This window comes from Sphingobium sp. PNB (assembly GCF_019873065.1).
Taxonomy (GTDB): Bacteria; Pseudomonadota; Alphaproteobacteria; order Sphingomonadales; family Sphingomonadaceae; genus Sphingobium; species Sphingobium fuliginis.
This window is the reverse complement of the sequence record NZ_JAINEZ010000016.1, coordinates 62,070-75,445: the sequence shown is the minus strand read 5'-3', so window position 1 is coordinate 75,445 and position 13,376 is coordinate 62,070. Positions and strand designations below refer to the sequence as shown.

The following is a 13,376-nucleotide window of genomic DNA, read 5'->3' as shown; positions in this document are numbered from 1 at the left end:
TAGACACCCAGTTCCTAATTCAGATCAGAGGCTTACGCCACTCCCGCCAACCCTTCAGGACACTTTTGGTGAATAAGGCGGGCTAAGGCTGTCTGGGCAGAGCATAGGCGATGACATGATCGCCCAGCTTCGTGCCGAGGGAGCCATGCCCGCCTGCAACGACGATCACGAACTGCCGCCCGCTCGCCCTCGACCGATAGGACATCGGCGTCGCCTGTCCCCCGGCCGGAAGGCGGGCACGCCACAGCACCTTGCCGGTGCGCGTGTCATAGGCGCGCAGATAATTGTCGATCGCCGCCGCCATGAAGGTGAGCCCCCCTGCCGTCGACATCGGACCGCCCAGCGATGGAACGCCCAGCTTGAACGGGATAGGCAGGAAGGTTTCGTCGCGGATCGTGCCGTTCTTATGTTCCCAGACCTTCCTGCCGGACCGCAGGTCGATGCCCGCGACATAACCCCATGGCGGCGACTGGCAGGGCAGGCCTGCGAAGGACAGGAAGGGGTTCATGTCGACCGCGAAGGGGGCGCCCGCATTGGGATTGTACCCCTGCTCGTCCGATCCGCGCCGGTCGGAGCCGCCCGCCGGCCCCCGTACGCCATGGTCCTCCATTTCCGCGCGGGGGATGAGCCTGTCCACGAAAGCGATATGGTTGGGATGGGCGAATGCGGCCTGGCGGATCGGGTCTATCGAAATGCCGCCCCAGTCCATCACGCCGAAATTTCCCGGGAACACCAGCGTCCCCCGCAATGAGGGCGGCGTGAAGGGCCCCTTATAGTAGAGCGACTTGAACCGGATGCGGCAATAAAGCTGGTCGAGCATGGTTGCGCCCCACATGTCCCTTTCTCGCGCCGGGGCGGGCATCAGGGATATGGCGGAAAAGGGCTGGGTGGGCGACAGGCGGTCGCCCGGCGCAGCGCCGCCCGGGACGGGGCGCTCCTCCACCGGGAACAGGGGCTTGCCGTTCCGGCGGTCGAGGACGAAGAGATTGCCGGTCTTGGTCGACTGCACCAGCGCCGGCACCCGGCCGCGGCCGGGCAGGTCCAGATCGACCAGCGCCGGCTGGGCCGGGACGTCCATGTCCCACAGGTCGTGATGGACCGTCTGGAACACCCAGCGCGGCCTTCCGGTCACGATGTCCAGCGCCAGGACCGAAGTGGCGAACCGTTCGGTCGTCGCGGGCCGCCTGCCGCCCCATTGGTCGACAGCGCCCATCCCCATCGGCAGATAGATCAGGCCCAGCGCCTCGTCAGCGGCCGGCGTGCTCCAGCTGTTGGGGGAAGAGGGCGTGTAGTGCCGGCCCGCGCCCAGCGGGGCGGTGCTGTCCGGATTGCCCGGATCGAAATTCCAGACCAGTCGGCCCGTGAGCGCGTCATAGGCACGGATGACGCCCGAGGGCACGTCGGTGGAGATATTGTCGTAAACCGCGCCGCCGGTCACGACCAGGCCATGCGCGACAAGGGGCGCGGACGTCACCTGATACCAGCCGCCATTATAATGAGGTTGCCCCGGGAGCAGGCTGACGGTCCCGGCGCGTCCGAAGCTGCGGCACGGCGCGCCCGTGCGCGGGTCCAGCGCAATCAGGCGGCTGTCGTTCGTGGCGAGGAAGATGCGCCGGGGACAGTCGGCGGCGCTCGCACCCGCGCGCGATGAATCCCAATAGGAAGGGCCGCGGCAGGTGAGATGCTGCATGTTCCTTGCCGAAGTCCTGATCAGCGGATCGAACCTCCAGCGCTCCCTGCCCGTCTCCGCGTCGACAGCGATCACCCGATTATGCGGCGTGCAGAGATAGACGGTATCGTCGACCTTGATCGGGGTCATTTCATAGGTCGTCTCGCCCGGATCGCCCGAGCGCTTGAGATCGCCCGTCCGCAATTGCCACGCCACCTCCAGCTTGCCGACATTGGCGGGCGTGAGCTGGGTCAGGGGCGAGAATTTGTCGCCACGCCAGCTTCGGGCATAGGCTTGCCAGTCATCATCGGGCATTGCGTTCGGCTCCGGCGCGATCGCGCTGCGCGGGCCAGGAAGCGTGCCGTCGAGATTGTGGACGTCGCGCATCAGCGCGGCCAGGCCGAAGATGCCGGCGATCGCCAGCGCCACCGCCAGGGGACCGGCGTTTCGCACCCACTCCCCAGCCGGCGCGAGGCGCCGCACGGTCCATGGCAGGATCAGCAGCAGGCCGAAGAGGAAGATCAGATCGCCGCGCGGAACGAGCGGCCACCAGTCCACGCCGATTTCCACCCAGGCCCAGGCCATCGTGGCGAGGACGAGCGCCGCGAACAGATGCAGGGCGGCCGCGCGCCGCTTCCAGAGCAGAAAGGCGCTGGCCAGCATCGTCAATCCCGCGGCCGCATAGAAGGAGCTTCCGCCCAATGAGGCGAGCCAGATGCCGCCGATCAGATTGGCCGTGCCGACGGCGCCTATCAGGACCGCGATGACCTTCAGCAATTTTGCAGTCTGGCGGCCGGACTTCATCGATTTGCCTCCGATGATCTCGCAAGCAAACCGTCGCGCAGCAGCGATGTTCCGTTTCGGGAAGTGAGGAGAGACGCAAACGAAGACGGGCCTTGCCGGAGGTTGCGCCCTTGCTGCCCGCGGGTTCGAATGGCTTTGTCGGAAGCGGTCCTCCGCTCAGTTCAGCGCAAGACCTCTGATCAGGGCCAGGACGCTGCCGAGCGTCGATACCTCCGGCGTGCGCATGCGGTCGCCGGCGAACTGGAAATGCGTGAGCGCCACCTGCTGCTGCGGCGAAAGGAGGATTTTGGCCCCCACGACGCGATCCGTGATGCGCGCGACGATCGCCGGAACCTCGCCAAGCTCCCTGATGGAAATCGTGCCCCTGTCGCCTATGCGCCAGCCGCCTTCATTGGCGAAGGCCACGCCGCTCGACGAAATGTCGAGCAGCCGGACCGGGGTGGCGCTGTCCCCTGCGCTGAAAAGCGCCGTTCCGCTGATGGGCGCCCGCTCTTCCGCCCTTCGCGGCGTTTCGACGCAGACGATGATGGCGATGATGCAGACGAGGACGTTGTACATGCTCCAGAACGCCACGATGCCCTTCTGGTCCGAGAAGAAGGTCGGCGCCAGTGGCGAGCCATAGCCGAACAGCATCCCGCCCACGGTCAGCAGAAGCACGACCGCAAAGCGCGACAGCAATTTCCAGTGGATCACCGTCCGGGAACGGTCGCCGCCCTTGTTGGTCACCTTGAACGGCCGCTCCCCGGGGAACAGCAGGGTGTGGCAGGATGCGGCCACGATCTCCGGCGCGACCAGCAACTGGGACGTGTCGGTCAGAAGCGGGAGTATCCGGCCGTTGGAATACCAGCTGATGGCGAAGGCTTCCACCAGGATGCGGGGCAGCAGGAATGTCGCAAGCTCGCCGATCGGCGCATCCATGATGGTGAGGCCCGTCATCCAGTAGAGGATCGGCACCAGCAGGCAGGCGAGGCGGAAGGGAAAGCTGCCCATCCAGTAGAGCAGGGTTTCCAGCAGGCTCATCCTGTCGATCCAGCCCAGACCCTTGCGCGAGAACAGGCCGTCGGCGCTGCGCATGATCTGCATCGCGCCGATGCACCAGCGGATGCGCTGGGTGCAATATTCGCCGATCCCTTCCGGCGCGAGGCCAAGGCTGAGCTTTTCGTTCAGATAGGCGGTGACGAAGCCATGCTCTTTCATGCGGATCGACAGCAGCATGTCTTCGGTAATGCTGTCGGTCGGGAATCCGCCGATCTCGGCAAGCGCGGCGGTGCGGACGACGGACGACGTCCCGCAGGAAAAGGCGGTGCCCCATCCGTCCTTGGCCGGCAGCAAGGTGTCGAAGAAGAAGCGCTGTTCGTCGGGCAGGTCCAGATGCCCCTTGATCCTGTGTTGCAGCGGATCGGGGTTGAAGAAATGCTGCGGCGTCTGGACCACCCCCACGGTCGGGTCCTGGAACAGGGCCACGCAATGGGACATGAAATTGGGCAGGGCGACGAAATCCGCATCCAATATGGCGATGAAATCCGGCATCTCGCCACGCGCGGCCAGTGTCGCCAGGCCTGCGTTCATATTGCCGGCCTTGGCATGAGCATTATCCGGCCGCGTCAGCCATTCCACGTCGCGACGGCGGCACAGCGCCTCCACCTCCGGCCGCCGGCCGTCATCCAGCAGGAAGACCTTCGCCGGATAATTCTGGTTGAGGGCGCCGGTAATCGTGCGGTCGAGAATCCCGACATCTTCATTATAGGTGCAGATGAAGATCGCGGCGCTGGGCCTGTTGACATGCAGCCAGCGTATGTTGCCGCTGACGTCCTTCAGTCGGTCGCGCCGCCGCGTCAGCACGACCAGCACCAGCACCCCGCCCAGGGTGGAGCAGACCTCCAGCATGAAGAAGCCCACGGAAAGCAGGGCGGAACCGGGCGTGTCCAGGTCGAGCGTGGCGACCATGCGCCATGTCATGTAGATCAGGATCGATCCGATCGCGGCGCCGCTGACGATCAGCCGATGCAGCGGGTTGGCCGGCCTGAGTTTGGGAAAGATCAGCAGGCAGAGGCCAAGGGTGGCGAGGCCCCAGAAATAGGATGGGATCTCGGCGGGGTTCATGGCCGCGTTACAGCACCACCCGGCCCGCCGTGCCGACCGGGCACTGCTTCTTGCCCTTCGCGTCCAGCATGATCCGCGCGCCGATCAGATATTCGCCTGCGGCGGGATTGGGGACATGGCTGGTGACGCGGAGCTGGGACGGATCGCTGACCCCCATGTTGACGACGGTTCCCGGCCAGCGATCGCCGTTCGAAAAGGCGATGAACGTCACGGGCGAACCGATGGCGAGCCTGCTATAGGCGCTGCGGCCCACGGTGAAATAGGCGAAGAAGGACGAACAGTCGGCCAGCATGTAGATCGGATCGCCTTCACGCAGCGACTCCCCGGGGGCGGCGACCTTCGCCCAGACCCGGCCGTCGATGCTCGCCTGCAACGGAAGCTGCAGCCGCCGCATGGCGCCGGCCTTGCCATCGCCGCTCAGCTTTTGCGCCTTGGCCAGCGCTGCGGTCAGGTTCTCCCTCTCGCCCCGCAATTCGCTCAACGCCAGATTGAGATCGCTCAGGCGCTGGGTCGAATATTGGACATTGCTGTAGCCGTTGTTGAGGAACAGCCCTTGGCCCGCGGCATGCGCCTCGATCAGGTTCGTGCGGCGGCGTGCCATCGCCGCATTCCTGTCCGCCAGGGCGGCGCGCTGATCCTGTTCCGCCTTCTCAAGCCCGGCTGCGCTGATGAAGCCGCGGCCGGCGAGGGCGCGGGTGCGGTCCAACTGTTTCTGCGCAAAGGCCAACCGAGCCTGCGCGGCCGACAGTTGGGCGGAGCTTTCGTCCGCGACGGCATCCATCTGCACCAGCTTTTCGGACCGGTAGATGCCCGATTCGCGGCGGATATGGTCGGCGTCAGCCCTGAGGGCCGCCATCCGGCCGTCGATACTGGCCAGTTTCGCCTTGAGCTGGTCCACATCTTCCGATCCGGCGCGGACGGCCGCCGACAGGCCCACCGGCGCGGCGAAGCTCCCCAGCAATTGGTTCCGCGTCACGCGGTCGCCGACGTTCGCGCCCAGCCGGTCGACTTCGCCGGAGATCGGCGCCCTGACCAGGCCCGTGTCCGCCACCAAAGTGGTATTGTAACCCGCCGTGAAGATAAAGCTGCGCACCAGCACTGCGAAGGCCATGATCAGCAGAAGGCCGCCGACCAGCATTCGCCGCGGAAGGTGGAACCATTGCCGCCCGTCGCCCTCGGCCAGCCGCAATTCCTTTGCACCATCGGATGGAAATTTGGCTTCTACGCTCATTTCGCCCCCAATCTGATGGGCGAATCATACATGGACATAATTAAGAAAGGTTGGAGGCGCCGCCTGCCGGCTTCATGCCCCGGCCGGCGCCGGGCCGGAACTATCGCGCTGCACCAGCCTGAAGGTGAAGTGCGGCGCATCGGCGGAGCCGCCCGCGAGCGCGTCGATCACGGCGCTGCCCATCGCCTCCAGCGGCTGGCTGACGGTGGTGAGGGGCGGCCAGGCCGTGAGGCCGGCGGGTGTGTCGTCGAAACCGACAACAGACAGGTCCTCCGGCACGCGCAGCTTCAGCCGGTGCGCGACGGTCAGCGTGCCCAGCGCCATGTCGTCATTGGTCGCGAAGATCGCGGTGGGGCGCTTGCCTCGGGACAGCAGATGCTCACCAGCCTTTATGCCTGACTCGAAATCGAAGGCGCCTTCGACGAACAGAGACTCCTCCAGCGGCAGGTTCGCCGCGGCCATGCCGTCGCGAAAGCCCTCGACGCGCTGCATTGCCGCCTTGTGGCTGGCGGGTGGGGTGATCACGCCGATGCGGCGATGGCCAAGGCCGATCAGATGATCCGCGATCATCCGGCCGGCCGCACGCTCCGGCGTGGGGATGTTGAAGCTTTCCGCCATCACCGATCCGGCGATGCGGGCGCAGGGCAGCTTCAGTTCGGACAGCCGCTGGAGCAATTGCGCGTCGTCCGACAGGGGCGGCACCAGGAAGACGCCATCGGGCCGCAGTGCTGCGACCAGGCGGTCGAGAATGGCGAACCGTTCTTCCCCTGTCAGTGGCATCGGCTCCACCACCAGATGATAGCCCAGGTCCCGGCACCGGTTCGCCGCACCCGACTGGATGCCGCCATTATAGGAGGGCGCGGGATTGTTGTAGAGGAAGGCGATCATGAAGGATCGCCCGCCAGCCAGCCGCCGCGCGGACTGGTTGGGCCGGTATCCAAGCTGGCGGATCGCCGCCGTCACCCTTTCGCGCAGCTCCTCGCTGACATTGGGCGCCTGGTTGACCACCCGGGAGACGGTCTTGATCGATACGCGGGCCAGTGCCGCAACGTCATGGATGCTGGGCATCAGCGGGGCTGAGCGAAAGAAAGGACGGTCATGCACCGGTCTTGCCATGGAAGGCCGATGGAGGAAACAACGTTTACCCGGATAACGGCACCGCCAGACGCCGATATTCATGCCGGAATCGTAAATATGGTACGTAACTCAGGGAAATTGGTCGCGGGAGCCGTGAAAATTGTCCTTGATCCGGCATCGGTAACGGTCTAGAGCAGCAAGACAACGTTGTCATACTCTCCAAGCAAGGCAACGGCTGTCATCCCGGGCGGCGGTCGGATGAACTGCACGCTTCAGGCCGTTGCCCGGGATGCGCTTTTCACGGTCGGCGCAGGGTCAGCAGGACTTTCAGGCCGGGACCATTATCCGCCAGCGTCACCATGCCATGATGCAGCCGCGCCACCGCTTCCACCAGGGACAGGCCCAGCCCCGATCCCGGCTTGCCGCGCGCCGGGTCGAGCCGGCCGAAGCGCTTCAAGGCTGCGGGACGGCTCTCCGCCGGGATGCCCGGGCCATTGTCCGCCACGGCGATGAGAAGGTCGCCACCCTCGATCGCCGCACTCAGTTCGATGCGGTCGCCGCTTTCCGCATAATAGAGCGCGTTTTCGATGAGATTGGCGAGCGACTGGCTCACCAGTTCGCGATGAAGCGGAAAGGTCAGCGCGTCAGGCGCGGAAATGGCCAGCGCAAAGCCGCTATCCTCCACCAGCGGGCCATAGATTTCGCCCACGTCGCGCAGCAATTCCGCAACATGGGTGTCGCGCCGCTGGTCGCCCCCGAAGCCCGCCTCGGTCCGGCTGATGAGCAGCGCCGTGGTCAACATGGAACGCAGCGTCTGCGCTTCATGATGCACCTTTTCCAAGGCATCGAGCGCGGTGTCGTCCCGCGTCTGGGCGCTGGCCTGCTCGACCACGGAGATCAGCCGCGTCACCGGGGATTTAAGGTCGTGGGCAAGGCCGTCTGTCATCATGCGAAGCTGCGTCACCAGCGCGTCGATCCGTTCCAGCATGGCGTTGATCGACTGGCCGAGCCGGTCGAAGGCGTCGCCGCTGCCATCGGTCGGCACCCGCCGGTCCAGCGCACCCACGGCGACGTCGTTGGCGGTTTCCGCTATGTCGGAAACCTGCCGCGCCAATATGCGGCCCAGCATGATCGCGATGCCCAGCGCCAGCACCAGGCTCATGACGAAGGCGACGGTCAGCGCCTCCTCATAGATGCGGGTAAGTTGCAGGCTGTTGGAAACGACCATGCCGGTCAGCAATTGCCCGCCGCCGCGCAGCTTCACGGGAATGACGCCCATCGGTTCCGGCGCGTCGCGGCCGATGCGGTAGAGCGACATGATCTGCCAGCGCCCGTCTGCGGCCAGCCCGGCGGGCCAGGCGCCCAGATTGCCGCTGACCGGCCGTCCCGCCCTGTCGGTCAGCAGCAGCACGGCGCGCTCCCCCTCTATGGCGCGGAAACGCCGGGCGATCTCTGACCGCAGGGCCGCCGCCCCGCCGCTGCGATGGAGCGCGAGCAGGTCGTCGCGGGCATCCTCCACCGCCTGCCGGTCGGCGGCCACGACGGTGCGCTGGCTCGCCTGCTGCACGAACAGCAGCACGCCGCCGGTCACCAGGAACTGGCAGAGGAAGGCCAGCCCGACGAAGCGCCCGATGGTCGAACGGGCAAAGCCGAACCAGCGGCGGGAGGGGAGGGTCTTAGGATGGCCGGAAGCGGTCATGGACGCCGTCCCGCACGCCCTGGAGCCAATCGGCATTCAGCCCTGACGGCCTGCAAATGACGCTTTTCCGTGCTTCCGGTGCTCACATACCTTGAGCAGGCTGCGCTCCGGGCCACGGAAAACCACCATTTACGGCTCGTCATCATCTGAATGTCGATTGGCTCTAACTCTCCGGTCCCAGTCGATAGCCCATGCCGCGCACCGTATGCAGCAAGGGCTTGTCCCCGCCTTCGTCCAGCTTGCGGCGCAGGCGGCTGACATGCACGTCGATGACGTTGGTGCCCGGATCGAAATGATAGTCCCAGACGCCCTCCAGCAGCATGGTCCGCGTCACCACCTGATCGGGATGGCGCAGGAAATATTCCAGCAGGCGGAACTCGCGCGGTTGCAGGTCGATGGTGCGCGATCCGCGCTTCACCCGGCGGGAAAGCAGGTCCATCTCCAGGTCCCCGTGCCGCAAATGGGTGACTACCGCGCTGCCGCCGCCCCGGCGCAGCAGCAACTGGACGCGGGCCATCAGCTCGGCAAAGGCGAAGGGCTTCACCAGATAATCGTCCGCGCCGCTGGTCAGCCCTTCCACCCGGTCCTCCGGCGTGCCGAGGGCGGAAAGGATGATGACCGGCGTCTCGATCGCCGCCGCGCGCAGGGCCTTCAGCATTGCCATGCCGTCCATCGCCGGCATCATCCGGTCGAGGATGATCGCGCCATAGCTGCCGTCGCTCGCCAGGAACAGGCCGTCGCGGCCATTGTCCGCCCGGTCGACGGTGAAGCCCGCCTCGCCCATGCCCTTGGCCACATAGGCGGCGGTCGCCGCGTCGTCCTCCACCACCAATATCTTGTGGCTCATCTTTCCCCTTCCGGCCGGTCCAGCATCACCACGCGCATATGGTCCGCATGTTTCAGCCCCAGCATGATCCTCGGCTGGGGATGGTGTAGCAGATAGGCGCTGGCCTGATCCAGCGAGCGGATCGGCATGCCGTCCAGGCTGACGACGCCGTCCCCGACGCGGATGCCCAGGCGCGCCGCCTGGCCGTCGGTTTCCATGCTGGTGACGACCACGCCCGATCCCGCCGGCATGCCGTTGCTGAGGGTGATGCCGGGCAGGGCGCGGGCCTGCGCGGCCGCCACCTCCATCCGGTCGTCGCCGGCATGGCGCACGTGCAGGAAAAAGGCGCCGCTCATGACCAGCGCGCAGAGCGCCAGCGCCGCCAGAAGGACGCCCGATGCCGCGTGGCTCAGCCTCTGCCTGTCCATGCACCCGCTTTCATGGGCGGGAGGATGATCCATGGGCGCCGCCATGTCATGTTAAGCTTTGTTCATGCCGGGGCCGCGCCTTCGTGGACGGCGACGCGTCCCGTCCGCTCCAGCTTGCCCCAGCCGACGACCCAGCCGCCAATGGCCGATGCGATGGCGCGCACCACGACCCAATACATGATCTGGCGATAGACGAAGCGCTGCGCCACCAGCAGATGCGGCGGATAGCGCATGTCCCGGTTGTCGAGCGCATAGGCGGCCCAGCCGCAGAGGATGTCGACGCCGGTGAAGGCCAGCCAGTATAGCGCCATGGTCCACACATCGTTGCTGGTCTGCGCCCAGCCATGCTGGTTCACCCGGACGATGGTGCCCAGGATCGAGGTGACGAGCGCCAGGTCGATCAGCGGGGAGATGGCGGCGAACAGGATCTGGAACAGCCAGGCTTGCGGCAATCCGACCAATGCCAGCCCCGTCGGCCGCCGTTCGCGCAGGATGCGGCCATGTTTCCACAGGCATTGCAGCGTGCCGAAGGCCCAGCGGTAGCGCTGCCGGGCGAGCGCCCGGAAGCTTTCGGGCGCTTCGGTCCAGGCGACGGCTTCGGGATCGTAGGTGACGCGCCAGCCTGCCCGCTGGATCGCGATGGTGAGGTCCTGATCCTCCGCCAGCGTATCTTCGGGATAGCCGCCCACCGCGTCCAGCGCGGCGCGGCGCCACGCGCCGACCGCGCCGGGCACCACGGTCATGGCGTCGAAACCGGCGAGCGCCCGCCGCTCCAGATTCTGCGCGGTGATATATTCGACTGCCTGCCAGCGGGTGACGAGGTTCACGCGATTGCCCACCCGCGCATCCCCCGCCACCGCGCCGAGCGCGGGATCGGCGAACCAGCGGGCGAGGCGGCGGATCGTCTGCGGCTCGAACTGGGTGTCGGCGTCGAGCGCGATGACGACTTCCCCCGTCGCATCGCGCAGCGCCCGGTTCAGCGCCGCCGCCTTGCCGCCATTTCGAAGCGTCAGCAGCGTCACGCGCGGATCGTCGGCAAAGGCCCGCGCCACGATGGCGCTGGTCGCGTCCTTCGACCCATCGTCCGCGACGATCAGTTGCAGGCCCGGATAGTCGCTGGCCAGCACGCGGCGCACCGACGCCTCGATCACGCGGGCTTCGTTATAGGCGGGGATGATGACCGACACGCCGGGCCGATAGTCCGGCGGTGCGGGACGTCCCCGCCGCGCCTGGAACCAGGCGAGCAGCGTCATCAGCACCGCCCGCGCGAGCCCCAGCGCAATCGCGACATAGAATATCCAGCCGAGCAGCGCCGAAAGCGTCGCCAGCGCCACGAAGGCGGCGACGTCGACGCGCACCGCCAGCAGGTCGCCGGCCTTGACCGGCGGCATGGCGGCCTGCTGCGGCAGCCCGGCAAGCTGCGACACCGGCACGAAGCGATAGCCCTCCGCCCTCAGTCCAGCGATGATGCGGGGCAGCGCCGCCACGGTCTGCGACCGGTCGCCCCCGCCATCGTGCAGCAGGATGATGTTGCCGGAGCGCTCGGTGCTGGCCGCATGCACCTGATCGATCACCTGCCGCACTATGGCGTCGGTGCCCGGCTGCTGCCAGTCATTGGGATCGACGTGCAGGCCGACCACCGTATAGCCCAGCTTCTGCGCCGCCAGCGCGGGGCCCAGCTCGTCCGCCGTGGTCGGCTCCGCATCCCCGAAATAGGGCGCGCGGAACAGCCGCATGCTGCGCCCGGTATAGGCCTGCACCAGCCGCTGCGTGGCGTTGAGCTGCAACCGCGTCGGCTCCTCCGACCAGGTGGCGAGGTTGGGATGGTCGTAGGTGTGATTGCCGATCTCGTCCCCGTCAGCGACGATTCGTTGCAGCAGCCCCGGATGCTCCAGCGCATTTTCCCCGATCACGAAGAAGGTCGCCGGCGTTCGGGTCCGTTCCAGCACCTTCAATATCTTCGGCGTCCAACCCGCATCCGGCCCATCGTCGAAGGTCAGGGCCAGCATCTTGGGGTCCTGCCCGCCGGTGCGCTCCACCTGATAGGGGGTGGGCAGCGAGCCATAGCTTTCCTGTTCAATCGTTCCCAGCGGCCCGAAGGCGACGGCGCGATGGCCCTGCGTCGGCGTGGCGGTGATGCGCAGGATCTCGCCCGACCCCTCGACATCTGTGTTGAGCGTGCTCGCCACGGTGCCGAGCCTGGGCCGGCCGCCGGTGCGCCAGGCGGTCAGATCCGCCCAGATGCCCGGGTCCTCGCTGCCCAGCCGCCACAGCGCGACGCTCTGGACGCCCAGGCGCTTCAGCACCAGCAGCTCGTTCCAGCTCGCGGCGGCATCCAGCATCCAGACCTGATGCCGCTGCCCCGCCTCGTCATAGGCGAAGCCCGCATTGCCGCTCGCCGCGTCGTAGAGCGGGCGCGCGGCGCTGTCATGCGCGGCGAGCCAGGCTTCATCGAGCGACAGCGCGTCGGCGGTCCCGCCATGCCAGTCATAGGCATAGCTGCCGAGCGCGACGATGATATGGTCCGCGCCGATGGCGCGCAGCGCGACCTCCGCCTGCCGCGCGAACCAGTCCTGGGCGGCGATGGGACCGGGCTGGCCGCCCTGCCAATGCTGGTCGTAATCCATCAGGATCACCCGGTCCGCCACGGCGGCGAAGCGGGCCAGCGGCCAGCCCTGTTCCCCGGCGGGAACGGTGAGCGCGATCTTCGCGCCGTGCGGCAGGGTGGCGCGCAATATGCGGAGGAAGCGCAGATAGCCGGGCATGGCGCTGTCTGGCAGGGATTCCAGGTCCATGACCAGCCCCGCCTCATGGCGGCGGGCGACATAGCCGCTCAGCTGCCGGGCAAGCGCCAGCGCCGCTGCGGGATCGCGCAACAGCCGCGCCGCGCCCGCGCTGTCCCAGCTTTCGCTGCCGATATTCTGCACCATGGGCAGCACCCGGGGTGGACGGGGCATGGCGGCGATCATGCGGTCGAACGCCGCGTCCGTCGCGACATGGATCGGCTTGCCGGGACCGGGCACGGTGATCAAGGCCGGCACCACCCAGTCGAGCTGTCCGACATGGCGGCGCAGGGAGGCGATGCTGCTTTCATCGCTCGGCATATAGAAACCGACGTTCAGCGGACGGGCCTGCACGCGATGCTTGCCCCAATGCGGCAGCCATTTGGCGATGTCGCGCCGCAGCGAGGAGATGCCCGATAGGCGGGCCGCATGCGGCTGGGGCAGGGGCAGGGCGAGGTCGCCTTCCGACGGCACGGCGACCAATGTGGTGGCGAAGGCGATGGCGGCGAGCAGGATCAACAGCAGCGCGCCCGCCAGCAGGCGTCGCGCCCAAAGTCCCCTGCGGCCGGTGGGATCGAAGAATATGGGTCTGGTCATCGTTCGCGCTGTCGCCCTGTTTCGGGCCAGCCTTTACGCGCCCGGCCTTGCCGGGCCGATGGGCCATGCATGAACTATTGGTCATGATTGAACGGGCTGAACGAGGTCGCCCCGTCGCGCTGCCTCTCGCGCTGCTTTTCACGCTGCTCCTGCCAGGTC

Annotated in this window: 8 protein-coding genes; all 8 read right to left on the bottom strand. The window is 66.9% G+C overall.

What is annotated here, in order from left to right; genetic code table 11:
* Window positions 1-82: 82 nt before the first annotated feature.
* Window positions 83-2,473, bottom strand: a complete 2,391-nt coding sequence (locus tag K7W03_RS08200) for a membrane-bound PQQ-dependent dehydrogenase, glucose/quinate/shikimate family (protein WP_222885987.1) — start codon at window positions 2,471-2,473, stop codon at window positions 83-85.
* A 156-nt stretch (window positions 2,474-2,629) separates the two neighbouring features.
* Window positions 2,630-4,576, bottom strand: a complete 1,947-nt coding sequence (locus K7W03_RS08195) for a glycosyltransferase (RefSeq protein ID WP_222885986.1) — start codon at window positions 4,574-4,576, stop codon at window positions 2,630-2,632.
* Window positions 4,577-4,583: 7 nt separating this feature from the next.
* Window positions 4,584-5,807, bottom strand: a complete 1,224-nt coding sequence (locus K7W03_RS08190) for an HlyD family secretion protein (RefSeq protein ID WP_226869897.1) — start codon at window positions 5,805-5,807, stop codon at window positions 4,584-4,586.
* A gap of 72 nt (window positions 5,808-5,879) precedes the next feature.
* Complete coding sequence (locus K7W03_RS08185) at window positions 5,880-6,875, bottom strand: LacI family DNA-binding transcriptional regulator (protein ID WP_137709449.1); 996 nt, start codon at window positions 6,873-6,875, stop codon at window positions 5,880-5,882.
* Between the two features lie 307 nt (window positions 6,876-7,182).
* A complete protein-coding gene (locus K7W03_RS08180) occupies window positions 7,183-8,475 on the bottom strand; it encodes a sensor histidine kinase (protein ID WP_048576720.1) in 1,293 nt (430 codons plus the stop codon).
* Window positions 8,476-8,746: 271 nt separating this feature from the next.
* Window positions 8,747-9,430 carry a response regulator transcription factor gene (locus K7W03_RS08175; RefSeq protein WP_222885985.1) on the bottom strand — a complete coding sequence of 228 codons (684 nt, stop codon included), beginning with the start codon at window positions 9,428-9,430 and terminating at the stop codon, window positions 8,747-8,749.
* The gene (locus K7W03_RS08170; protein WP_082166153.1) at window positions 9,427-9,870 is read right to left on the bottom strand and encodes a PDZ domain-containing protein; all 444 of its coding nucleotides are present in this window, start codon (window positions 9,868-9,870) and stop codon (window positions 9,427-9,429) included. Before K7W03_RS08170 ends, K7W03_RS08175 begins: the two co-directional genes overlap by 4 nt.
* A 29-nt stretch (window positions 9,871-9,899) precedes the next feature.
* Window positions 9,900-13,217, bottom strand: a complete 3,318-nt coding sequence (locus tag K7W03_RS08165; protein ID WP_222885984.1) for a glycosyltransferase — start codon at window positions 13,215-13,217, stop codon at window positions 9,900-9,902.
* Window positions 13,218-13,376 lie beyond the last annotated feature (159 nt).